Source organism: Curtobacterium sp. 260, assembly GCF_030803485.1.
GTDB lineage: Bacteria > Actinomycetota > Actinomycetes > Actinomycetales > Microbacteriaceae > Curtobacterium.
In genome coordinates, this window is the sequence record NZ_JAURUY010000003.1 from 274626 (window position 1) to 299020 (window position 24395).

The window sequence follows — 24395 nt, forward strand, 5'->3', positions numbered from 1 at the left end:
CCGCGCGCACGGGATCGTCCCCGTCCGCCCCTCGTACACTCGTGCTCGGCCGGAACCGACCCTCGGGCCCTCCTGTATGCACATCCTCCGCTCCACGCTCGCCGCCGCTGCCACGGCCCTCGTCGCCGTCGGCCTCGTCGCCACGCCCGCAGGTCCGGACCCGGCGCACGCCGCCTCCGTCGACCGCACCACGACGCGCACCGCGGCTCCGGCCGCAGCCGACCAGGGGAAGACCACCGTGTCGATCGCCCCGGCCGACCGCGGGATCGTCCGACGGGACGAGGACCTCGAGGTCACGGTCACGGTGACCAACGACACGGACACGGACGTCCCCGCCGGGTCGGTCGAGCTCGACATCTTCCGCTCCGAGAGCACGCGCGACGTCCTCTCCGACTGGCTCTCCGACACCACCACGACCGGTTACCTCGGCGCCCCGATGGACTCTGCGGACGTCCCGGTCGTCCCGGCGCACCGCTCGGTGACCCAGACGGTGACCATCGTGCCGGGCAACGTCGCACTCGGCGGCTACTCGTCCTTCGGCGCCCGACGCATCGCGGCCGAGTACACCGCGGGCGACACCTTCGCCGTCGCCCGGTCCGCGATCACCTGGTACCCGGACTTCCAGCAGACCCCGGTCGGTGTCTCGGTCGCGATGCCGATCACCCTGCCGAGCACGGCCGACGGCGTGATCGGTGCCAACGACCTCGCGGCGGCGACCGCGGTGGACGGCACCCTCACCCAGCAGCTCGACGCCGCCGTCGACCACAACGTGGCCGTCGGCGTCGACCCGAGGATCATCGCCTCGATCCGGCTGCTCGGCGAGAACGCCCCGTCGAGTGCGCGCAACTGGCTCGACCGGCTCGAGGGGCTCCGGAACGAGACCTTCGCGCTGTCGTACGCCGACGCCGACGTCACCGGGCTGCGCCAGGCCGGGGCGGACGGGATCCCGGAGGTGATCTCGCTCGACCAGGCGATCGACGAGCGGAACTTCCCCGGTGCCAGCACGCCGACCCCGACCCCGACGGCCACCGGGACACCGACGGCCTCGGCCAGCGCGGGTGCCCCCGTCGACGAGACCCCGGACGCGACACCGACCCCCTCGGACGACGTGACCGCCGGCACCCAGGACGGCACAGGTCAGGACGGCTCGGGGCAGGACGACACCGACGGCACGACCACGACGCTGCCGACCACCGCCAGCCTGCTGGACTTCCCGTACGCACTCGACGACGTCGCGTGGCCGGTCGAGAACACCGTGGCCACCGACGACCTGCCCGCACTCGCGAAGGCCGGCACCGAGACGACGATCATCGCGAGCGGCAACACCTCCGCCGGCCCGGACACCACCGTCTCCGCCGCCGAGCGCATCGGCGACCAGAAGGTCCTCGTCGCCGACCAGGGCATGTCTGCCCTGCTGCGGGACGCCGCCGACGCCACCGACCAGCGCGCCTACGACGCGGCCGTGGCGGAACTCACCGCGACCCTGGCGACGGCGGCGCGTGCCGGTACCGCGCAGAGCCCCGTGCTCCTGACCCTCAGCCGCAGCTGGCCGACCGAGACCGGTCGGCTGAGCGCCGTGCTCGACGCGCTCGAGGACACCCCGTGGGTGTCGCCCTCGGACCTGTCGACCGCGGCGAAGGCGACCGCCGGCTCGCTCACCCTGGCGCCGGCCGACGACGGCGACGCCCGCCTCGACCGCCTGCGGACCCTGGTGGACAGCGAGCGCGAGCTCGTCGCCTTCGCATCGGCCGTCGACGACCCCGCGACCGTCACCGCCCCTGCGCGGCTCCAGCTGCTCGCCCTGGCGTCGAACGCCTGGCGGGACGAACCCGACGCCCTCACCACCGCCGTCGACCGGCAGGCCCGGTCCTGGACGCAGACCACCGACCAGGTGAGCATCCCCGACTCCAGCTCGCTGACGCTGCTCGGGGACCGATCGTCGCTGCCCGTGTCGGTCCGCAACCGGACGGACTACCCGGTCACCGTGCGCCTCAACGTCCAGCCGTCGAGCTCGGCGCTGCAGGTCGTGCGGAACGACATCGAGGTGAAGCTCCAGCCGCAGTCCTCCGCCCGCACGACCATCCCGGTCCGGTCGGTCGCGAACGGCACGGTCAACCTGACGATGTCCCTGACCACGCCGACCGGGGTCACCGTGTCGCAGCCCACCACGGTCGAGCTCAACGTGCAGGCGCAGTGGGAGACCGTGATCACCGCGGTGGCCGCGATCGGCCTCGTCGCGATCTTCGGCTTCGGGATCTTCCGCAGCATCCGGAAGCGCATCCGCCGCCGCAACGGCGAGCTCGACGACGAGGACGACGACGACCCGAACCGTCCGCTCGCGGTCCAGCCCGATGCCCCCGGCGCCCCTGCACGATCGGGAGGCCCGTCCCACGTCGCACAGGCGGCGCCCGCCGCCGCCGTGGTCGGCACCACTGCCGCGTCCGGTCCCGCGCGCGTCGCACCGCAGCAGGCCGGTGCGCGCCCTGCGGACGCGACGGTGCGCGACGGCGGCGAGCCGCGCCTCCAGGCCGGCCGTCCGGACCAGGACGACACCACGCCAGATCCCGAGGAGCCGACCATCAGCACGCAGCAGCAACCCGCCGTCGACGCGGAGCCCGCGGCCGAACGGAACCTCGGTCGGGCGAGCGCGATGCTCGCGGCGGGCACGATGCTCTCGCGGGTCCTCGGCTTCGGCAAGACGTTCGTGCTCGCCTACGCGATCGGCCAGGCGAAGTCGCCCGGCGCCGACGCGTTCGCGCTCGCGAACCAGCTGCCGAACAACATCTACGCGCTCATCGCCGGTGGTCTGCTCTCCGCGGTGCTCATCCCGCAGATCGTCCGGTCGATGCGGGAGAGCCGCGACGGCGGTACGGCCTACGTCAACAAGATCGTCACGCTCGGCGCGACGGTGTTCGTGGTGATCACCATCGTCGCGACGGTCCTCGCACCGTTCCTCGTGTTCGTCTACAGCCAGCAGGCGACCGGGGACGGCAAGGGCTTCACGCCGGCACAGACCGACCTGGCCGTGGCGTTCGCCTTCTGGTGCCTCCCGCAGATCCTCTTCTACGCGCTGTACTCGCTCCTCGGTGAGGTCCTCAACGCCAAGCAGGTCTTCGGCCCCTTCACGTGGGCACCGCTCATCAACAACGTCATCGCCATCGCCGGTCTCGTCGTCTTCATCGCGATGTTCGGCGGTCAGGACGTCAACTCCTCGGTCGACGGCTGGACACCGCTGAAGATCGCGGTGCTCGCGGGGAGTGCCTCGCTCGGCGTCTTCGCGCAGGCCGCGTTCCTGCCGTTCTTCTGGCGGCGCGCCGGCCTGTCGTTCCGCCCGGACTTCCGCTGGCGCGGCGTGGGCCTGAAGGCGACGGGCACGGCGGCCGGCTGGCTGTTCGCGATGATCCTCGTGACGCAGCTGGCGGGCATCGTGCAGTCGCGCGTCGCGTCGCTCGGCACGGGCGCCGCAGGCAACGCGGTGCTGCAGAACGCGTGGCTGCTGTTCATGCTGCCGCACTCGATCTTCGCGGTGTCGATCGCGACGGCGTACTTCACGCGGATGAGCCACGACGCCGGTCGCGGCGACCTCGACGCCGTCCGGCGCAACCTGTCGCTGTCCCTGCGGATCGTCGGGCTGTTCACGGTGTTCGCGTCGGTGGCGCTGATCGTCGTGTCCGTGCCGTTCGGTCGCATGTTCGCCGGCACCTTCGAGCAGGCGCTCTCCATCGGCGCGGTGCTCCTCGCCTACATGCCCGGCCTGGTGCTGTTCAGCATGCTGTTCATCATCCAACGGGTCTTCTGGGCGATGCACGACCACCGCACGCCGTTCCTCATGCAGTGCGTGCAGTCGGTGCTGTTCGTCATCGGAGCCCTGGCCGTCGCGACGTTCCCGCAGAGCATCGTCGGCGTCTCCATCGCGGCGTGCACGACGCTCGCCGGCACGGCGCAGACGATCATCGCGCTCGTGCTCGTCCGTCGTCGCCTGAACGGCATCGAGGGCCCCGTGGTCACCCGCTCCCACGTGCAGTTCGTCATCGCGGCACTCATCGCCGGCGTCGCCGGGGCGGCCGTCGTCACCGCCCTCGGGACCTTCTCACCCGACGGCTTCGCCATGTCCGACCGGACGGGCGCGCTCGTCACCATCGCGCTGACCGGAGCCGTCATGGCGCTCGTGTACTTCGGCGCCCTGATCGTGTCGAAGAACGGCGAGATCGCGAACGCGGTCGCGCTGCTCCGCAAGCGGCTCGGACGCTGACCGCCGATCGTCCGCACACCGGCTGTCCGCTCATCGGTTGTCCGCTCACCGGTGTGCCGGAATGTCCCGCCGCTACCATGTGTTGACCCGGTCAGCACTCAACGGAAGGGCAGCGAGGCATGCGCCAGCTCATCATCATCGGTTCCGGTCCCGCCGGGTTCACCGCCGGCATCTACGCCGCGCGCGCGGAGCTCAAGCCCCTGATCGTCGCGTCCAGCGTCGAGACCGGCGGCGAGCTCACCAAGACCACCGAGGTCGAGAACTTCCCGGGCTTCCCCGAGGGGATCCAGGGCCCGGACCTCATGATCAAGATGCAGGAACAGGCCGAGAAGTTCGGCGCCGAGGTCCTGTACGACGACGCGGTCTCGGTCGACCTGACCGGTGAGGTCAAGAAGGTCACCGTCGGGTCCGGCGAGACGTACGAGGCCCTCGCGGTCATCTACGCGACCGGATCGGCGTACCGCCACCTCGGTCTCGCCGACGAAGAGCGTCTGTCCGGCCACGGCGTCAGCTGGTGCGCCACGTGCGACGGGTTCTTCTTCCGGCAGAAGAACATCGCCGTCGTCGGCGGCGGCGACTCAGCGATGGAAGAAGCCACGTTCCTCACCCGGTTCGCCGACAAGGTGACGGTCATCCACCGCAAGGACAGCCTGCGCGCGTCGAAGATCATGCAGGACCGTGCGATGAACGACCCGAAGATCGAGTTCGCGTGGAACAAGGAGGTCACCGGCATCACGGGTGACTCCTCGGTCGAGGGCGTCACCCTCCGCGACACCGTCACCGGGGAGGAGTCCTCGCTCCAGCTCGACGGCCTGTTCATCGCGATCGGCAACGACCCGCGGACGCACCTCATCCACGGGCAGATCGACCTCGCTCCCGAGGGCACGATCGCGGTCCAGGGTCGTTCGTCGAAGACCAACCTCCCCGGGGTCTTCGCCGCGGGCGACGTCATCGACCCGACCTACCGCCAGGCGATCACGGCAGCCGGTTCCGGTACCGTCGCCGCCCTCGACGCGGAGAAGTACCTCGCCGAACTCGACGACGCGCTGGTCGACCAGGCCGAGGGCGTCACGCCCGAGGGGCCGGCGATCATCGATGTCGAGGCCGCACGGGCCTGACCCAGACCGGAATACCGCAGCGGCCCAGCCGTTGCACCAACTGAACTTCTCGAAGGAGCACACATGTCCAACGCAAAGGCCGTCACCGACGCCACCTTCTCGGACGAGGTCCTCAAGTCCGACAAGACCATCCTCGTCGACTTCTGGGCCGAGTGGTGCGGTCCGTGTCGCGCCGTCTCCCCGATCCTCGACCAGATCGCCGCGGAGCACGCCGACAAGATCGAGATCGTCAAGCTCAACGTCGACGACAACCCGCAGTCGGCCATGAACTACCAGATCACGTCGATCCCGGCGATGAAGGTGTTCAAGGGCGGCGAGGTCGTCAAGACCGTCATCGGCGCCAAGCCGAAGCCGGCGCTCGAGGCCGACCTCGCCGAGTTCCTGGCGTAGTCCGACCGACAGACCGCGAACGGCCCCGCTCTCCTCGGAGGGCGGGGCCGTCGCCGTTCCCGGATGCCGGCTGCGCGTGCGAGGGCCACAGCTTCAGGATCGGCCCCCGCCTCCCACCGCGGATCCGGCAACGCATGTCGTAGTGTGGCGGGAATGTCCCACTGAACGGAGCACACGATGACGAACGGCAACAGCCTCGACCCCTGGTACGACTCCTACGCCCAGCGCACCGCCGGGCTGAGCGCCTCCGAGGTCCGAGCCCTGTTCGCCGTGGCATCGCGGCCCGAGGTGGTCTCCCTCGCCGGCGGGATGCCGTACGTCTCGGCGCTCCCGCGAGAGCTCGTCACGGGGTCCATCGACCGCGTGATGACCGAGGACGCCGCGATGGCGCTGCAGTACGGCGGCGGACAGGGCCTGCGCTCCCTCCGCGAGCACATCGTCGACGTGATGAGCCTCGAGGGCATCCGTGCCAGCGCCGAGGACGTCGTGGTCACCACCGGCTCGCAGCACGCGCTCGACCTCGTCACGCGGCTCTTCATCGATCCGGGCGACGTCGTGCTCGCCGAGTCGCCGTCGTACGTCGGCGCCATCGGGGTCTTCCGCTCGTACCAGGCGGAGACCGTCCACGTGACCACCGACGAGCACGGCCTGGTCCCCGAAGCGCTGCGCGAGGCGATCGCAAACCTGCGCACGCAGGGCAAGCGGATCAAGTTCCTCTACACGATCCCGAACTTCCACAACCCGGCGGGTGTCACGATGAGCCGTGAGCGCCGCATCGAGGTCCTCGACATCTGCCGCTCGAACGGCATCCTCGTGCTCGAGGACAACCCGTACGGACTGCTCTGGTTCGACGAGCCCGCTCCGCAGGCGATCCGGTCGATCGACGACGAGGGCGTCGTGTACCTCGGGTCCTTCTCGAAGACCCTGGCTCCCGGCTTCCGTGTCGGTTGGGCCCTCGCCCCGCACGCCATCCGCGAGAAGCTCGTGCTCGCCAACGAGTCGGCCGTCCTCGCGCCGAACTCCTTCGGTCAGTACGTCGTCAACGCCTACCTGGACGCCGCAGACTGGAAGGGGCAGGTCGACACCTTCCGGGGCCTCTACGCGGAGCGCAGGGACGCGATGATGGCCGCCCTGGGGGAGTTCCTGCCGGACCTCACCTGGACGAAGCCGAACGGTGGGTTCTTCGTCTGGCTGACGCTGCCCGACGCCCTCGACTCGAAGGGCATGCTGCCCCGTGCCGTGAAGGAACTCGTCGCGTACACACCGGGGACCGCCTTCTACGCCGACGGCCGTGGCGGCGGCAACATCCGCCTGTCCTTCTGCTACCCGACCCCCGATCAGATCCGGGTCGGCGTCAAGCGCCTGGCCACCGTCATCAACGACGAGCTCGAGCTCCTCGAGACCTTCGGACACACAACCCGTCCGAGCGCGGTGTCCGAGTCGCGCTCCACCGTCGTCGCGCCGCCGCCGAACGTGTCCTGATCAGCACTTTCACCGTTCGCTCTTCCCGGAGGACCCTCGCATGGCCGAGCTCACCCGTCGTCACGTCGTCGTCGTCGCGGGAGGGATCTCGCACGAACGAGACGTCTCCCTGCGGTCAGGGCGACGGGTCGCCGACTCACTGACCGGCTACGGCTGGACGGTCGACCTGCGCGATGCCGACGCGTCGCTCCTGCCCGCGCTGCGCGAGTCACGCCCGGACGTCGTCTGGCCGGCCCTGCACGGCGCGTCCGGCGAGGACGGCGCGCTGCGGGGCATCCTGGAGGCTCTGGACATCCCGTTCGTCGGCTCCCGTTCCACGTCAGCCCGGCTGGCATGGGACAAGCCCACCTCGTCCGCGCTCGCCGCGCGGGCCGGTGTGCGGACCCCTCGGTCGGTCACGTTGTCGCACGACGTCTTCCGCGAGCTCGGTGCCGTGGGCGTCCTCGATGCCATCGCCGCGGAACACCCGGTGCCGCTCGCCGTCAAGCCGGCACGAGGCGGGAGCGCCCAGGGAGTCACGCTCGTCGAGGACGCACACGATCTCCCGCGTGCGATGGTCAGCGCGTACACCTACTGCGACGACGTCGTGGTGGAACAGCTCATCCGCGGCACCGAGGTCGCCGTCGGGATCATCGACACGGGTGACGGCCCCGTGGCGCTCGCGGCGGTCGAGATCGTCCCGAAGAGCGGGACGTACGGGTTCGAGGCGCGCTACAACGCGGGGGAGACGACCTTCTTCACGCCCGCCCGACTGTCGAGCGACTTCGCCTCCGCCGCCGCAGACGCAGCCGTGTCAGCGCACACGGCGCTCGGTCTCCGCCACATCTCGCGCGTCGACCTGATCATCGATGCGGCAGGGACGCCGTGGTTCCTCGAAGCCAACGTCCTCCCGGGTCTGACCGAGACCTCCCTCGTTCCGCAGGCGCTGAGTGCCTCCGGCTTCGATCTCGGTTGGACCTACGCGGAGCTCGCGGAACAGGCCATCCGCGACCACCGCAGCTGACCATGTCGGTACGACGCAGGGGCAGTGTTCCACGTGGAACACTGCCCCTGCTCGTTGTGGCCGTCCCGTTGGGCGCTGCCGCGATCGTCGGCGAGGTTGCTCATGCTGTGGCATCGATGACTGCGCGGCGCGCGCTCGGCACGATTCCGACTCGCACCGCAGGGAGGACAGCGGGCACCGGAGCGGTGACGCCCATCGTCGTCCTCGGTTTCGCGAACGCAGGATCGAACCCGAACGCGGTGAACCGGTGGCGCGCCCGTATCGCCGTGCGCACCGCGCGGCGGTACGAAGCAGCGGGTGACACAACCATCATCGTGTGCTGCGGCGGAGCGGTGCGCGGGGCGGTCCCCGAAGCTGATCTGCTCGAGGATGCGGTGCGCCGGCTCGGGTGGACCGGTGCGGTCAGGAAGGACCGCGACAGCGTCTCCACATGGGAGAACATCGCGAACGCGAGGCCGATGATCGCCGCCGCAGACCGCGTCGTCATCTGCTCGAACGGACTCCACGCCGCGAAGGGGCGAGCGTACCTCCGCCGCCAGGACCCGAACCTGGCGTCGAAACTGGCCCCAGCGCTGGACTATCGCGCCGGGGAGATGCTCTGGGCGAAGCCGGTCTTCGCCGCCGTCGGGATCTGGAAGCTCCTGCGGAGCCGCTGTTCCACGTGAAACACTCCGGCGCGTGGGGCCGGACCCGCTGTCGTCACTCACGGGGAGGTTGACGAGGACGTCTCCGGGGAGCGCGCCGAACCAGGTGATCCGGACGCGGGGAACAGAGCCGGCGTGCGTTCGTCATCTCGATCGCGAGAGGGGCGCGGAGGTCGATCACGCTCGCCAGCGCGGGAGGGGTACCGCAGTGCCGATCCTCACGCGGAGATTCCTCCGACCGGTCCCTCGGCTGCTGATCGAGTGCGCACAGCTCCGGTACGACGGTCGTCGTCGAGGTGCACCGCGCCGCCGACCCTCCAACCTCGACCCTTCGTGCAGCCCCGACCCTCGCATTGGTGCAGGAGCGGACCCAAGGCGCCTCGTGCACCACGGGCAAACCGGTGGTCAATTGGTGCATCCGGTGCACAGGTGCCGCACATCGCTCCGGTCCTGGTCGACCCTGACGGTGGCCTACGGGCGTCGCAGGATGCATCGGGTTCGCGCTCGCACCTCCGAACGGCTTGCTCGAGCCTCACCTGAGCCGATGCCGTCGGTCGCATCGATCCTCGTTCTCCTCGATGAACCTCCGCCAGCCCAGAGACCGTATCCCGCGGCCCGGTTCACTTCGCGCGCTTCGCGGGCCGAGCGGGGGAGGGCAGTGCTGCAGAACGATCAGTGCGGACGAGTTCGAGTAGAGCACGCCCCTTCCGATAGTGGTGCACTGCAGCCGCGGGACGCGGGCCATACGCACGTCACCCCTCGCAGGGCTCCTCCCTTGGATCGTGCGGGCATCTGCATCCTCATCCCAGACGTGCCGCTACCGTCACAAGGCGGCGAGGTAGGCACCACCTGGCGCCGTCGAGGTCGTCGCACCACCGTCGACCGTCCGCGGCGCCCGACGGTACTGCCGACGGCCAGGGAGCCGTGCCGCCCGTAGCCGCAGACGGACCGCTCGGTGTCACACCTTGCGCACATCCGGGTTGGGCCGACCTCCTCAGTTCGAAGTCCACAGCGCCCGATCGCTCGTGCCACCAGCGTGAGGACGAAGGATGCGCTGCCCGCTCACGGTGTGAGGTCGGGTCCCAGCACCAAGCCACGCGGCCGTCATCCGCCCGAGGTCCGGAGCCGCACCCGTCCCGGGTTGTTCTGATCGAACGCCGACACACGCATCGTTGCGCCGTCGCCGTCGCCAGGGAGGCCGAGCACCAAGCCGTTTCTGTCGCGCACGACCACTCGTTTGATGGGCGCACAGCCGGTACCGCGAACACGAGGATCGTGGTCGACGTCGAGGTCGACGACCGATGCACTCGGAGGACAAGGTGGGGAGAGAGACCATGGAAAGTGGTCGTGCCAGCACGTCCGGTGGCCCTTCATCGCGTAGCGACCATGCGATCCGCGTACTGCCGCCCGCTCACCCCAACTGTACTCCGCGAGCCGTACGCCGGCACAGACTCCGATCGGTAGCACCGGAAGAACTCGGCGACGTACGCAGTCTTCTCCAGCTTGCAGGGACCACAGGCAGGCAGGCAGGCAGGCAGGCACATTGTCGCATCGTCGAGATGTGCAGGCCGCGAAAGCCCGAGCAACGTCGCGAGACGAGATGGCTGACCCGAACAACTGGATCAAGACGTTTCACGTGGAACACCGCCTCAGACGGCCTTGGCGTACGCGCGAGCGCAGCTGTCGCCCTCGGCGCCTCGTCAACGCCGCCGTTCGCCCCGCAGGCGGCCGAACAGGTCCGATCGGGGACTGGATGACGGGGACGCACGGTACGCCCCGCACACGGCCACAGGGCGCCGTCCCTGCACCAACGACGGCCTCCGAGCGCGTCTAGCCAGCGATGTCGCTGATGCCCAGCTCGCCGAGGATGCGGTTGAGATCATCGCCGTTCGCGAAGTCGATCGTCACCGAGCTCTTGCGAGCACCAACCGCGATCTTCACGCGTGTGTTCAACCGATCACCGATGCGCTCGGCGAGGTCGTTGAAGTGCGCCTGTCGCTTCGTCGGCTCCGCCTTCGGCTTCACCGGCGTCTTGGCCGACAACTGCTGCGCGATCGCCTCTGCGGCCCGGACGGAGAGGTCCTCGTTGACGATCTTCTCGGCGAGGTACTCCATCGCCTCGGCGTCCGGTGCCGCGAGGACGGCACGTGCGTGTCCCGCGGACAGTACACCGGCAGCGACGCGGCGCTGGACGGGGGAGGGCAACCGGAGCAGACGGATCGTGTTCGTGATCTGCGGACGCGACCGGCCGATGCGCTGCGCGAGCTGCTCCTGCGTGATCCCGAAGTCCGCGAGCAGCTGCTGGTACGCCGACGCCTCTTCCAACGGATTGAGCTGTGCACGATGCAGGTTCTCGAGCAGCGCGTCCCGAAGCATCGCGTCATCAGGGGTGTCCTTGACGATCGCGGGGATGGTCGCGAGCCCGAGCTCCTTCGTGGCACGCAGACGACGCTCACCCATGATGAGCTCGTACTGCGCCTCGGTGCCTGATGCGCCCGCGATCGGACGGACGACGATGGGCTGGAGCACACCGATCTCGCGGATCGAGTGGACGAGCTCCTGGAGCTCCTCCTCGCGGAACTCCTTGCGCGGCTGCTGTGCGTTCGGCACGACGTCGAGCGGATTGAGGTTCGCCAGACGTGCGCCGGGAACGGCGACGAGGTCCTCAGCGGTCGCACCGGCGGAGGGCGCCGAGGCCGGCGAGCCGCCCGTCGGGAAGAACACGTCGACGGGCCGGTCCTGCTGGTCCGACGCCGTCGGGATCAGGGCGCCGATGCCTCGTCCGAGTCCAGTTCGCTTGGGTGCCATCAGTCCTGCGCTCCTCGTGCTGCGATCTCGGCGGCTGCCTCGAGGTACGAGAGCGAGCCCGACGAGTTGACGTCGTACGACACGACGCTCTGTCCGTAACTCGGTGCTTCGCTGACGCGCACCGACCGGGGGATCACGGCCTTCAGCACCTGCTCGCCGAAGTGCTCACGGACATCCGCTGCAACCTGGTTGGACAGGTTCGTGCGTCCGTCGAACATCGTGAGCAGGATCGTCGACACCCGGAGGTCCGGGTTGAGGTGCCGTTCGATCAGCTCGATGTTCCGCAGGAGTTGGCTGAGGCCCTCGAGCGCGTAGTACTCGGTCTGGATCGGGATCAGCACCTCCTGCGCGGCGACGAATGCGTTGATCGTCAGGAGGCCGAGCGAAGGCGGGCAGTCGATGAAGACGTAGTGGTACGGCTCCTCGAGCGACGACAGGTACTGGTCGAGCGCCGTACGCAACCGCTGCTCGCGCGCCACGAGGGAGACGAGTTCGATCTCCGCGCCCGCCAGGTGGATGGTCGCCGGGACACACCAGAGCGTCTCGGACTCTGGCGATCGTTGAACAGCATCGGCGATCGGCGCCTCGTCCACGATCACGTCGTAGACGCTGGTCACTTCGGCCTGGTGCTCGACCCCGAGCGCGGTCGAAGCATTGCCCTGCGGATCGAGGTCGATCACCAGGACACGGGCACCACCGTGCGCGAGGGCAGCCGCGAGGTTCACCGTGGTGGTCGTCTTCCCGACGCCACCCTTCTGGTTCGACACGGTGAACACGCGAGTCTTCGCGGGGAGCGGGAACTGCTGCGTGGCGATCGCTCGCCGCCGCCGGTTGAGGTCAGCGATCTCGCGAGCCAGGGGCGTCGACGAGTCGTAGTCGGTCGATGAACTCAACGAAGACCTCTTCCCCGGGTCAGTGTTCCACGTGGAACGTCGGGCTCTCTGGTCCAGCACAGCCAGACCCAGCCGCGGCGTCAGTCAACTGTAGCCCGGAAGACTCGCGTGGTCTCCTCGACCACACCGTCTCCGAGCTCGAGCACCTCGACATCAGCCAGGCGCTTCCGGAGGATCACCTTCCGAGCCTTCTCGATCTCTTCGTCGACCCGCGCACCCTTCATCAGGATGAGCTGACCACCCGACCGCACCAGCGGGACCGTGAGCGGGATGAGCTTCGACAGCGCACTCACCGCGCGAGCCGTGACCTGGTCGACGACGACCGAGTCTGCGACGTCCTCAGCCCGCCCGCGGAGGACGGTGACGTTCCCCAGCCCGAGTCGCTCGGATTCGGCGTTCAGCCAGTCACAGCGACGCTCCATCGGTTCGATGAGCGTGAAGGAGACGTCGGGACGGGCGATCGCGAGCACCAGGCCCGGGAGCCCCGCTCCGGAACCGACGTCCGCGACGCGACCATCGGCCTCCAGGAGCGGCGCAAGCAAGGCAGAGTTGAGGATGTGTCGCGTCCACAGGCGGGGGAGTTCAAGGGGTCCGATGAGGCCCAGTTCCTCGCCGCGACGAGCGAGCTCGGCCGTGAAGGACCGCGCGACCTCGATCCGGTCGCCGAACAGCTGCGCAGCGGCAGCCGGCTCCCGCTCGAGGACCGGCGTGACCTCGTCGGTCATCGCGTGACGACCGTGTGGCGGTCTCGTCCCTCGCCCTCGGACTCCGAGTGGAAGCCCTTCTCGGCAACCAGGTCGTGCACGAGCTTGCGCTCGTAGGACGACATCGGGGGGAGCGCCGCCGACGACGAACCGCTCTCGATGCGCTCGACAGCCGTGTCGACCAGACGCTGGAGCTCCGTCGCTCGGGCGTCACGCGAGCCACCGACGTCCAGGATGAGGCGGCTGAACTCGCCGGTCTCGGCCTGCACGGCGATGCGGGTCAGCTCCTGCAGGGCCGACACCGTGTCCGGCTTCGAGAGCACCCGCAGTGCGCCGCCCTCGTCGCTCACGGACAGGTACACCCGTCCGCCACGCTCCTCGATCTCGATGTCCCCGTCGAGGTCGCAGATGTCGAGGAGTTCCTCGATGTAGTCCGCCGCGATGTCCGCTTCGTCGCGGACCTCGTCGGTCTCGGTCTCCGCCGCGGCGTCGACGGTGGGTGCGATGTCCTGCTCGGTCACTTACTTCTTCCCGTTCTTCTTGGAGCGGTTCTTGCCGACGGGCTGCTGACGCTGCGTGGTCACGCGGACGGGCTCGACCTCGACCGCGGTGGAGCCAGCGCCGGCCTCGGCGAGCACCGGGGTGCCGCGACGCTGGGCCTTCTTGGCCAGGCGGGCCTCACGGGCGAGTGCGGCCTCGGAACCCGGGGTCGGCATGCTGCGGATGACGAAGTACTGCTGCGCCATCGTCCAGATGTTGGAGGCCAGCCAGTAGAACATGACGCCGAGGGGGAAGCTCAGACCTGAGATCACGAACACCAGCGGGAGGATGTACAGCATCATCTTCTGCTGGCGGTACATCGGCGACGCCTTGGTCTCCGGCGACATGTTCTTCGCCACGAGCTGCAGCTGGGTGACGAACTGCGATGCGGTCATCACGACGATCATGAAGCCCGCGATGACCCGGACCTCCCACCCGGAGGCGTTCGTGAAGGTCTCGTGCAGGGGAGCGCCGAACAGGGCCGCGTTGCCGAAGTCCTGCGCCAGGGTGTTCGTGAGCAGACCGATGCCGGTCTTGTTGATCTGCGCCTCGTGCAGCACCGAGTACAGCGAGAAGAAGATCGGCATCTGGATGAGCAGCGGCAGGCAGGAGCTCAGCGGGTTCGTCCCGGTCTCCTTGTAGAGGGCCATGGTCTCGCGGCTCATTGCCTCACGCGAGAACTGGTCCTTCTTGCCCTTGTACTTGTCCTGGATCTTCTTCAGCTGCGGCGCCACCTCGAGCATGCGTCGCTGCGACTTGATCTGCCGGACGAAGATCGGGATGAGCGCGGCCCGCACCACGAAGGTGAGGAAGATGATCGACAGCACCCAGGTGATGCCGGCCGACGGGTCCATGCCGATCGACTCGAAGATCCAGTGGAAGGCCACGAGGATCGCCGAGACCACCCACTTCAGTGGCCAGAGGATCGTTCCGATGAAGTCCATGAGGACGGTCACGCCTTTCGAGTGCGCTGGGGGAGCAGGACCGGACGACGGGCATCGCCGGACGGCTGGGGGTGCAGCTGGGACGGGGGGAGCACGAACCCGAACCGGGTCAGGCGGTAGGGGCGGCGGCGGTCACGCACGTCGTCGATCCCGCCTGCGGCCCACGGGTTGCACCGCGCGATCCGCCAGGCCCCCATCGCCGACCCGCGCACGACGCCGTACTGCTGGATGGCCTCGAGCGCGTACCGTGAGCACGACGGGTGGTAGCGGCAGACGTTCCCGTACAGGGGAGAGATGACCGCGCGGTAGGCGCGCAGCACGACGACGCACACGTTGCGCGGGAGCAACGCGACGACCCAGGCCAGTCGGTTCAACGCCAGCCGGGTCCACTGGATGCGGTTCATGCTGCCTTCTCCACCCCGCGCGCGAAGGAGCGCGAGACGTCTCCGAGCAGGCTAGGCCATCCGGCCTGCGCCGCGGCTGGCAAGGCCCTGATGACCACGTCGTGGCCGGTCGGCACCTCGGTCAGCAGATCGTGGGCGATCGCCTTGAACCGACGTCGCACCGTGTTGCGGGTGACGGCGTTGCCGACCGTCTTCGCGACGATGAACCCGAAGCGGGTCGGACCGTCCGGACCGGGCTCGGCCCCGACGGGTCGACGGACCACGGATACGACGACGTGCGCCGTGGCGCTCCTGCGACCACGACGCACGACAGACCGGTAGTCCTCACCGCGGACGATGCGGTTGGCGCGAGCCAACACGATCGCTACCGGGTTCCGATTCGGGACCGGATCAGGCGCTGCCCCGAGGGGCGCAGCCCGATCAGGCGCTGAGCTCGGTGCGGCCCTTGCCGCGGCGCGCGGCCAGGATGGCGCGGCCGGCACGGGTGCGCATGCGGGCGCGGAAGCCGTGCTTCTTGGCACGACGACGGTTGTTCGGCTGGAAGGTGCGCTTGCTCATGATGATCTCCACACGGCTGCGCTCGAGGACGGGCTCAGCGCGAGCCGACACGTATGTCTGGACAGCCGCTCGACGAGGCCGAACGACACGATGGGCGCGACCAGGTGGCCGCAGTCAACTGGTTAACGGTACGTGACAGCGGCGGTGAGGTCAAACGGCGGCGACGGCCGCCCTCGTTCGAGGTGAGCGCACGATCATCATCCACATTGGGGAAAACGTGCGTTCGGTACGACTCGGTCAGACCCTTTACAGTGGTGTGATCGATCGACCCGTTCCGCGGAGCGACGGGGGAGTCACCTCACCGTCCGCAGCCGGGCCACCGTGGACAGGACTGTGGACAACCCTGTGGATCACCGCCACGGCGTGACGGCGGTCCGGCCCGTGGATCGGCCGCGCCGGACACGCTCGCGGAGCGGCACCGACCGGGCGCGCCCGTGTCCCGCCGTACCGAGCACCACGGCACGGGACCGGTACCACGACACCAGCACACCGACACCAGACCAGGAGACCAGCGCGAATGACGATGCCGGCCGACCCCGTCGAGGACCTCTGGTCCTCCGTCCTGGGCCTCCTCTCCGAGGACGACCGCATCACCCCGCAGCTGCACGGCTTCCTCAACCTGGTCGAACCGAAGGGCGTCCTCGCCGGCACCCTCTACCTCGAGGTCCCCAACGACCTGACGCGGGGCATGCTCGAGCAGCGGATCCGCGTCCCGATCACCGAGGCCGTCTCGCGGGTCGGTGACGACTCGGTCGCGAACTTCGCCATCACGGTGAACCCGGACATGGCGTCGGAACCGCGGGTCGAGGCGGTCGTCCCGAGCCACGTCCCCGAGTACGCCGAGCCGGTGCAGGCGCCGGTGGAGCAGAGCGCGGCACCCCGCCAGTACATCGAGGCACCGTTCGTCCCGAGCCAGATCGACTCCCCGGGCACCGGCGGTCGCCCCGAGTCGCGACTCAACCCGAAGTACAACTTCGACAACTTCGTCATCGGCTCGTCGAACCGCTTCGCCCACGCCGCCGCGGTCGCGGTCGCCGAAGCTCCGGCCAAGGCGTACAACCCGCTCTTCATCTACGGCGACTCCGGTCTCGGCAAGACGCACCTCCTCCACGCGATCGGCCACTACGCCGAGAGCCTCTACCCGGGCATCCGTGTCCGGTACGTGTCGAGCGAGGAGTTCACCAACGACTTCATCAACTCGATCGCGAACAACCGGTCGAACCAGTTCCAGCAGCGCTACCGCGACATCGACATCCTGCTGATCGACGACATCCAGTTCCTGCAGGGGAAGGACTCCACGCAGGAGGCCTTCTTCCACACGTTCAACACGCTGCACGACCACAACAAGCAGGTCGTGATCACGTCGGACGTCGCGCCGAAGCACCTGACCGGCTTCGAGGACCGGATGCGCTCACGGTTCGAGTGGGGCCTCATCACGGACGTGCAGGCGCCGGACCTCGAGACGCGCATCGCGATCCTGCGCAAGAAGGCGCAGTCCGACCACCTGCAGGTCCCCGACGACATCCTCGAGTTCATGGCGTCGAAGGTCTCGAGCAACATCCGTGAGCTCGAGGGGACGCTCATCCGCGTCACGGCGTTCGCGAGCCTGAACCGGACGGCCGTCGACATGGCCCTGGTGCAGACGGTCCTCAAGGACCTGATCACCCTCGACGACGACAACGTGATCGCGCCGACGGACATCATCAACCACACCGCGGAGTACTTCAAGCTCTCGGTCGACGACCTGTACGGCTCGTCCCGGTCGCAGGCGATCGCGACCGCGCGGCAGATCGCCATGTACCTGTGCCGTGAGATGACGAGCCTGTCGCTGCCGAAGATCGGGCAGCTGTTCGGCAACCGCGACCACACCACGGTCATGTACGCGAACAAGAAGATCACCGAGCTGATGAAGGAACGACGGTCGATCTACAACCAGGTCACCGAGCTGACGAGCCGCATCAAGCAGGACCGCCGCTACCGCTGACGCGGACGCGAGCAGGACGCGGACACGAGCAGGACGCGGACACGAGCAGGACGCGGAAGCGACCAGCTGACGGACGGGAGGCACGGTGCGAAACGGCACCGTGCCTCCCGTCCGTCGTCTCCCCTCGACCCGACATCCGTCGCACCGGTGTCCGACCGGGAGGCCCGCCCCACGGCCCCGGATCGGCCCGCCTCGGCGCGCATCCACCATCTGAGACGGTTCCATGCGCCGAGTTTCCCCCAGTGTGGAAAGCCTGTGGATAACTGTGGAGGACACGCGGTCCGGTTGTTCACAGTTCTGTACCCACCTGTGGAGACTGGGGATGGAAGCGGATAGATGAGCTTTGTTCATCCAGACGCTGCCAACACGGGACTCACAACTCACACGTGTGTAGTTCCCTGTGGAGAAGCGGGATGCACAGAGTTATCCACACTGTGCACAGGCGTTAACACCATTGATCCTGGTTAACGATGAAGTTCCGCGGGCCAACCTTGTGGACGGCGGGATGACAAGAAATCCGGGCCCTGCTCCGCTGTGCCACAATGGGGCGGCCGGACAGTCCGCACCGATCGACAGGGGTCCCAGCTGTGAAGTTCGAGGTCAACCGGGACGTCTTCTCCGAAGCCGTCTCCTTCGCGGTGAAGCTCCTCCCACAGCGCACGACCCTCCCGATCCTGTCCGGAGTCCTCATCCACGCCGAGGGCGATCGGCTCACGCTGTCGTCGTTCGACTACGAGGTCTCGGCGCAGACCTCGATCACGGCGCACATCGACGAACCGGGCACCGTGCTCGTCTCCGGCCGTCTGCTCAACGACATCTCGAGCCGACTGCCGAACGCCCCGGTGACCTTCACCACCGAGGACACGAAGATCTCCGTCACCTGCGGATCGGCGCACTTCACGCTGCTGTCCATGCCGGTCGAGGAGTACCCGACGCTGCCGGAGATCGGTGAGCAGACCGGGGTCGTCCCCGGCGACGCCTTCTCCGAGGCCGTGTCCCAGGTGGCCGTCGCCGCGAGCCGCGACGACGTCACGCCGGTCATCACCGGTGTGCAGCTCGAGGTCGGCGACAACGACCTGTCGCTCATCGCGACCGACCGCTACCGCGTCGCGGTCCGCACGATCGCGTGGGACTCCGGTCGTGTCGGATCCGACCCGCTGCACGCGCTCGTCCCCGCCCGCACCCTGCAGGAGGTCGGCCGCACGTTCGGGTCGGCGTCCACGGTGTCGGTCTCGATCAGCGGGTCGTCGGACCGCGAGCTCATCGCGTTCCACGCCGACGACAAGACCGTGACCTCGCTGCTCATCAAGGGCAACTACCCGCCGGTCCGCCGGCTCTTCCCCGAGACGGTGAACGACCACGCGGTGATCAACACCGCCGAACTCGTCGAGGCCGTCCGACGGGTCTCCCTCGTCCTGGAGCGCGAAGCGGCGCTCCGGTTCTCCTTCTCGGTCGACGGGCTCACGCTCGAGGCGATCGGATCCGAACAAGCGCAGGCGTCAGAGTCGATCAGTGCGTTGCTGACCGGGGAGGAAACGGTGGTCTCGCTGAAGCCCGCCTTCCTCCTGGACGGGTTGAACGCGGTGCACTCCGAGTTCGTCCGCATCTCCTTCACCAAGACGGAGAACCCCAACAAGCCGGGTCCGGTGCTCATCACCGGGCAGACCTCGCAAGAGGCCGCGGCGACGGACGGATACCGGTACCTGCTGCAGCCCAATCTCCTGCTGCGATAGCGCAACAGCCGTACCACTGCGCTGACGCGCCTCAGGCCACCAGCGCGACGACGAACAGAAGAGGAAATCATGCACATCGGTCTTGTCGGCCTCGGTCGCATGGGCAACAACATGCGTGCCCGTCTCCGCAACGCAGGCATCGAGGTCACCGGGTACGACGCGAACCCCGCCGTCTCCGACGTCGCGGACCTCGGCGCCCTGGCAGCCGCACTGCCCGAGGGCAAGAAGCTCGTGTGGGTCATGGTCCCGCACGGCAAGATCACCGACGACGTGATCACGGACCTCGCCGGCGTCCTGGGCGAGGGCGACCTCGTCATCGACGGTGGCAACTCGAAGTGGCTGGACGACACGATCCACGCCGAGCAGCTCGACGCCAAGGGCATCCGGTACATGGACGCCGGTGTCTCCGGTGGTGTCTGGGGCAAGGACAACGGCTACGGCCTGATGGTCGGTGGCGCCCCCGAGGACGTCGAGTTCGCCATGCCGGTCTTCGACGCGCTCCGCCCCGAGGGCCCCCGCGAGGAGGGCTTCTCGCACGCCGGCCCCGTCGGCGCCGGTCACTACGCCAAGATGGTCCACAACGGCATCGAGTACGCGATCATGCAGGCGTACGGCGAGGGCTACGAGCTCCTCGAGGCCAAGGACATCATCAAGGACGTCCCCGCGGTCTTCGCCGGGTGGCAGCGCGGCACCGTCGTGCGCTCCTGGCTGCTCGACCTGATGGTCCTCGCGCTGAACGAGGACCCGAAGCTCGACGCCATCGAGGGCTACGTCGACGACTCCGGCGAGGGTCGTTGGACGGTGGAGGAGGCCATCGAGCACGCCGTGCCGATGCCGACCATCTCGGCGTCGATCTTCGCGCGCTTCGTCTCGCGTCAGGGCAGTGCGTCCCCGACGATGAAGGCCGTCGCGGCCCTGCGCAACCAGTTCGGCGGTCACGCCGTGAAGAAGGCGTAGTTCAGGTCACCACCTGAGCTCGTCCCGGCCCGCGTGCACGTCGACCACCTGCAACTCACCGACTTCCGGAACTACCGGGAGGCGGACGTCGACCTCGCACGCGGGCCGAACCTGTTCGTCGGTCGGAACGGACAGGGCAAGACCAACCTGGTCGAGGCGATCGGCTACCTGTCGACCCTCGGGTCGCACCGGGTCCCGACCGACGCCGCCCTCGTCCGCCAGGGCTGCGACGCCGCGATCGTGCGCGCTCGACTGGCGCACGAGGACCGCAGCATCCTGGCCGAGGTGCAGATCAACCGCACCGGGTCGAACCGAGCCCAGGTCAACCGGGCCGCGATCAAGCCCCGCGAACTGCCGCGGTACTGCACCAGCGTGCTCTTCGCCCCCGAGGACCTGGCGCTCGTCCGCGGTGAGCCCTCGGGCCGTCGGCGCATGCTGGACGAGCTGCTCGGCCAGATCGCACCCCGGATGCAGGGCGTGCTCGCCGACTACGACCGGACGCTCAAGCAGCGGAACACCCTGCTGAAGTCGGCACGGGCGACCGGTGCGCGGTCCGGGTCCCTCGCGACGCTGGACGTCTGGGACGACCGGCTCGTCGCGTTCGGTTCCGAGATCATCGCGGCCCGTGACCACCTCACCCGTCGGCTCGCGCCGTTCGTCACCGAGGCCTACGCCACGGTCGCCGGCGAACGGCACGAGGCGACCATCTCGGGTGTGCTCAGCGTGCGCGGCGGTGACCCCGAGGACGCTGCCGCGACCGACCCGGTGCTCGGGACGCCGGACGAACCGGTGTCCGTCTCCGCTGCGGCCGAGGCCTTCCGTGGTGCGCTCGAGCGTCGGCGTCGGGACGAACTCGACCGCGGACTGACCCTCGTCGGACCGCACCGCGACGACGTGCTCTTCCAGCTGAACGGGTTACCTGCGCGCGGGTACGCCAGCCATGGAGAATCGTGGTCGTTCGCCCTCGCGATCAAGCTCGCCGGCGCCGCGGTGCTCCGGGCGGAGTCGACGCTCGGCGATCCGATCATCATCCTCGACGACGTGTTCGCCGAGCTCGACGAGTCACGGCGTGAACGGCTCGCGGGGGCGGTCGCCGACTACGAGCAGGTGCTCATCACCGCCGCGGTGTTCGGGGACGTGCCCGACCAGCTCGCCGCCCACACCGTCCGGATCGAGGCGGGCACGATCGTGACGGACGAGGCTCGCGCCTGATGCCCAAGCCGTGGAAGCCCTCCGAGCCCTCGCGGGTGTACCGGCACCTGCGCGCCGTGTTCGGCGACCCGTCCCTCCGCACCGTCGACGCTCGACGCCGCCGGTCCCGCGAGCTCGACGCCGACACGGTCCCGTACGGCAAGGGTCGCGAACCCCGGGGGCTCGGTGACGTGGTCGGCGCGCTGGCCCAGGAACTCGGGTGGTCGGAGCCGTTGGCGCGCTCGGAGCTCTTCGTCGACTGGCCCGCGGTGGTGGGCGACGAACTCGCGAAGCACTCCCGCCCGATGACGATCGACGACGGGACGCTCGTCATCCGCTGCGACTCGACGGCGTGGGCGACGCAGCTCCGTCTGATGCGCGCGACCGTGACGACGACGATCGCCGAACGGCACCCGGGAGCGGGCGTGCAGTCGATCCGGGTTTCCGGCCCGGACGTCCCCACCTGGAAACGCGGTCCCAGGACCGTCCAGGGGCGTGGTCCTCGCGACACCTACGGTTGACGCGACGAAATCGTCCTCGGGGATGAAGAACACCCGTCCAGCGGGCGGATGAGCCCCGTGGAGAGGGGCTCCTGCGGTAGACTGGCGAGTGCAGTGTGCGGGCGTTCCGCGCGCAGGCAGGAGCAATCCCGACATGGCATCAGAATCTGACGACGACCGGACGATCCCGCAGGACGAGACCGAGCAGGCTCCAGCGACGGAACCATCGTACGGCGCAGACCAGATTCAGGTGCTGGAGGGGCTCGAGGCGGTCCGCAAGCGCCCGGGCATGTACATCGGTTCGACGGGTCCGCGTGGTCTCCACCACCTGGTGCAGGAGATCGTCGACAACTCCGTCGACGAAGCACTGGCCGGCTACTGCGACACGATCGACGTCACCATCCGCGAGGACGGCGGCGTCCGCGTGGTCGACAACGGCCGTGGCATCCCGGTCGACACCCACGCGGCCGAGGGCGTCTCGACGCTCCAGGTCGTCCTCACCGTCCTGCACGCCGGCGGCAAGTTCGGTGGCGGCGGGTACGCGGTGTCCGGTGGTCTGCACGGCGTGGGCTCCTCCGTCGTGAACGCCCTGAGCTCCGAGCTCGACGTCGAGGTCCGCCGCCAGGGCCACGTCTGGCGCCAGAGCTACACCGACGGCGTCCCGGTCGCCCCCGTCTCGAAGGACGAGGAGACCGACGTGACCGGCACCACGATCACGTTCTGGCCGAACGCCGACATCTTCGAGACCGTCGAGTTCGACTACGAGACGCTGCGCACGCGCTTCCAGCAGATGGCCTTCCTCAACAAGGGCCTCCGCATCAACCTCACCGACGAGCGCACCCCGGACGAGGGCGAGGAGTCGCGCCGTGACTCCTTCCGCTACGAGCGCGGGCTGCCCGACTACGTCGAGTACCTCAACGCGCAGAAGAAGGCCGACCTCGTCCACCCCGACGTCATCGCGATCGAGGCCGAGGACACCGAGCGCAAGATCGCGCTCGAGATCGCCATGCAGTGGAACACCTCCTACCAGGAGAGCGTCCACACCTTCGCGAACACGATCAACACGCACGAGGGCGGCACCCACGAAGAGGGCTTCCGTGCGGCCCTGACGAGCCTGGTCAACCGGTACGCCCGCGAGACCAAGATCATCAAGGAGAAGGACGACAACCTCACGGGTGACGACATCCGCGAAGGGCTGACCGCCGTCATCTCCGTGAAGCTCGGCGAGCCGCAGTTCGAGGGCCAGACGAAGACCAAGCTCGGCAACACCGAGGCGAAGTCGTTCGTGCAGCGCGTCGTCGGCACCGAGCTCACCCACTGGTTCGAGAGCAACCCGTCCCAGGCGCGCGACGTCGTGCGGAAGGCGATCCAGGCGTCGCAGGCCCGGCTCGCCGCCCGCAAGGCCCGCGAGACCACCCGGCGCAAGGGGCTGCTCGAGTCGGGCGGCATGCCCGGCAAGCTCAAGGACTGCCAGTCGAAGGACCCGACGCTGTCGGAGATCTTCATGGTCGAGGGCGACTCCGCCGGTGGTTCCGCCGTGCAGGGTCGCAACCCCATGACCCAGGCGATCCTGCCGCTGCGCGGCAAGATCCTCAACGTCGAGAAGGCCCGTCTCGACCGCGCCCTGGCCAACCAGGAGATCCAGTCGATGATCACGGCGTTCGGCGCCGGCATCGGCGAGGACTTCGACCCGGACAAGGCCCGGTACCACAAGATCGTGCTGATGGCCGATGCCGACGTCGACGGCCAGCACATCACGACGCTGCTGCTCACGCTGCTCTTCCGCTACATGCGTCCGCTCATCGAGCGCGGGTACGTGTACCTCGCACAGCCGCCGCTGTACCGCCTGAAGTGGTCGAACGCGGCGCACGAGTACGTGTTCAGCGACCGGGAGCGCGACGCCCTGATGCAGGCGGGCATCGCCGCCGGCAAGCGCATCCCGAAGGACAACGGGATCCAGCGCTACAAGGGTCTGGGCGAGATGGACTACAAGGAGCTCTGGGACACCACGATGAACCCGGACACCCGCACGCTCCTGCAGGTCACGCTCGAGGACGCCGCCGCGGTCGACAGCGTCTTCGCGACGCTGATGGGTGAGGACGTCGAGTCGCGACGCCAGTTCATCCAGCAGAACGCCAAGGACGTCCGCTTCCTCGACATCTAGTACCGGCCTGGAGGCGCGGTGCCAACCGCGTCGACCAGTCCCGACCCCCTGTGGTCGCGCCCGGCGCGACCGACGGAACCAGTGCCTCCCGGCCGACGACCGGAGGGCCACCAGAAAGGTGACCAA

At 68.8% G+C, this 24395-nt stretch carries 20 protein-coding genes; 12 read left to right on the forward strand and 8 right to left on the reverse strand.

Going from position 1 to position 24395, the window contains the following annotated elements; genetic code table 11:
• Positions 1 to 76: 76 nt before the first annotated feature.
• From J2X59_RS05805 to J2X59_RS05830, 6 genes are all read left to right on the forward strand, one after another.
• Positions 77 to 4252, forward strand: a complete 4176-nt coding sequence (locus J2X59_RS05805; RefSeq protein WP_326496016.1) for a DUF6049 family protein — start codon at positions 77 to 79, stop codon at positions 4250 to 4252.
• 119 nt (positions 4253 to 4371) lie between these two features.
• Positions 4372 to 5370 (forward strand): thioredoxin-disulfide reductase, encoded by a 999-nt coding sequence (trxB, locus tag J2X59_RS05810; protein WP_271825893.1) that lies wholly within the window; start codon positions 4372 to 4374, stop codon positions 5368 to 5370.
• 63 nt (positions 5371 to 5433) lie between these two features.
• Positions 5434 to 5760 (forward strand): thioredoxin, encoded by a 327-nt coding sequence (gene trxA / locus J2X59_RS05815; protein ID WP_022832611.1) that lies wholly within the window; start codon positions 5434 to 5436, stop codon positions 5758 to 5760.
• A 177-nt stretch (positions 5761 to 5937) separates the two neighbouring features.
• Positions 5938 to 7242, forward strand: coding sequence for an aminotransferase-like domain-containing protein (locus J2X59_RS05820; protein ID WP_209684773.1), 1305 nt, complete (start codon positions 5938 to 5940; stop codon positions 7240 to 7242).
• A 40-nt stretch (positions 7243 to 7282) separates the two neighbouring features.
• Complete coding sequence (locus tag J2X59_RS05825) at positions 7283 to 8245, forward strand: D-alanine--D-alanine ligase family protein (RefSeq protein WP_326496017.1); 963 nt, start codon at positions 7283 to 7285, stop codon at positions 8243 to 8245.
• Positions 8246 to 8361: 116 nt separating this feature from the next.
• A complete protein-coding gene (locus tag J2X59_RS05830; protein ID WP_326496099.1) occupies positions 8362 to 8910 on the forward strand; it encodes a YdcF family protein in 549 nt (182 codons plus the stop codon).
• Between the two features lie 1809 nt (positions 8911 to 10719).
• Here J2X59_RS05830 and J2X59_RS05835 read toward each other — a convergent pair.
• The 8 genes from J2X59_RS05835 to rpmH all read right to left on the reverse strand — a co-directional run bounded on the left by J2X59_RS05835 (position 10720) and on the right by rpmH (position 15740).
• On the reverse strand, positions 10720 to 11697 hold the full coding sequence (locus J2X59_RS05835) for a ParB/RepB/Spo0J family partition protein (protein WP_326496018.1): 978 nt from the start codon (positions 11695 to 11697) through the stop codon (positions 10720 to 10722).
• A complete protein-coding gene (locus J2X59_RS05840; RefSeq protein WP_326496019.1) occupies positions 11697 to 12590 on the reverse strand; it encodes a ParA family protein in 894 nt (297 codons plus the stop codon). Before J2X59_RS05840 ends, J2X59_RS05835 begins: the two co-directional genes overlap by 1 nt.
• Positions 12591 to 12670: 80 nt before the next feature.
• Positions 12671 to 13315, reverse strand: coding sequence for a 16S rRNA (guanine(527)-N(7))-methyltransferase RsmG (rsmG, locus tag J2X59_RS05845; protein WP_251154397.1), 645 nt, complete (start codon positions 13313 to 13315; stop codon positions 12671 to 12673).
• Positions 13312 to 13800 (reverse strand): Jag family protein, encoded by a 489-nt coding sequence (locus tag J2X59_RS05850; RefSeq protein ID WP_326496100.1) that lies wholly within the window; start codon positions 13798 to 13800, stop codon positions 13312 to 13314. Before J2X59_RS05850 ends, rsmG begins: the two co-directional genes overlap by 4 nt.
• A 15-nt stretch (positions 13801 to 13815) precedes the next feature.
• On the reverse strand, positions 13816 to 14778 hold the full coding sequence (yidC, locus tag J2X59_RS05855; RefSeq protein WP_066658860.1) for a membrane protein insertase YidC: 963 nt from the start codon (positions 14776 to 14778) through the stop codon (positions 13816 to 13818).
• 8 nt (positions 14779 to 14786) lie between these two features.
• Entirely contained in the window at positions 14787 to 15182 is a 396-nt protein-coding gene (gene yidD, locus J2X59_RS05860) for a membrane protein insertion efficiency factor YidD (RefSeq protein WP_081985178.1), read from the reverse strand.
• Complete coding sequence (rnpA, locus tag J2X59_RS05865) at positions 15179 to 15664, reverse strand: ribonuclease P protein component (RefSeq protein WP_442781412.1); 486 nt, start codon at positions 15662 to 15664, stop codon at positions 15179 to 15181. Before rnpA ends, yidD begins: the two co-directional genes overlap by 4 nt.
• Entirely contained in the window at positions 15603 to 15740 is a 138-nt protein-coding gene (gene rpmH / locus J2X59_RS05870; RefSeq protein WP_043595303.1) for a 50S ribosomal protein L34, read from the reverse strand. The genes rnpA and rpmH overlap by 62 nt, the downstream gene beginning before the upstream one ends.
• 517 nt (positions 15741 to 16257) lie before the next feature.
• On the opposite strand from rpmH, the gene dnaA reads away from it, so the two are divergent.
• The 6 genes from dnaA to gyrB all read left to right on the forward strand — a co-directional run bounded on the left by dnaA (position 16258) and on the right by gyrB (position 24269).
• The gene (gene dnaA / locus J2X59_RS05875; protein WP_066651121.1) at positions 16258 to 17724 is read left to right on the forward strand and encodes a chromosomal replication initiator protein DnaA; all 1467 of its coding nucleotides are present in this window, start codon (positions 16258 to 16260) and stop codon (positions 17722 to 17724) included.
• A 587-nt stretch (positions 17725 to 18311) separates the two neighbouring features.
• Entirely contained in the window at positions 18312 to 19457 is a 1146-nt protein-coding gene (gene dnaN, locus J2X59_RS05880) for a DNA polymerase III subunit beta (RefSeq protein WP_326496021.1), read from the forward strand.
• Between the two features lie 69 nt (positions 19458 to 19526).
• The gene (gene gnd, locus J2X59_RS05885) at positions 19527 to 20414 is read left to right on the forward strand and encodes a phosphogluconate dehydrogenase (NAD(+)-dependent, decarboxylating) (RefSeq protein ID WP_066651124.1); all 888 of its coding nucleotides are present in this window, start codon (positions 19527 to 19529) and stop codon (positions 20412 to 20414) included.
• Between the two features lie 33 nt (positions 20415 to 20447).
• Positions 20448 to 21626 carry a DNA replication/repair protein RecF gene (gene recF / locus J2X59_RS05890; RefSeq protein ID WP_326496022.1) on the forward strand — a complete coding sequence of 393 codons (1179 nt, stop codon included), beginning with the start codon at positions 20448 to 20450 and terminating at the stop codon, positions 21624 to 21626.
• Positions 21626 to 22126, forward strand: coding sequence for a DUF721 domain-containing protein (locus tag J2X59_RS05895; RefSeq protein ID WP_066651128.1), 501 nt, complete (start codon positions 21626 to 21628; stop codon positions 22124 to 22126). The genes recF and J2X59_RS05895 overlap by 1 nt, the downstream gene beginning before the upstream one ends.
• 133 nt (positions 22127 to 22259) lie before the next feature.
• Complete coding sequence (gene gyrB / locus J2X59_RS05900; RefSeq protein ID WP_326496023.1) at positions 22260 to 24269, forward strand: DNA topoisomerase (ATP-hydrolyzing) subunit B; 2010 nt, start codon at positions 22260 to 22262, stop codon at positions 24267 to 24269.
• The last annotated feature ends 126 nt before the right edge of the window (positions 24270 to 24395 follow it).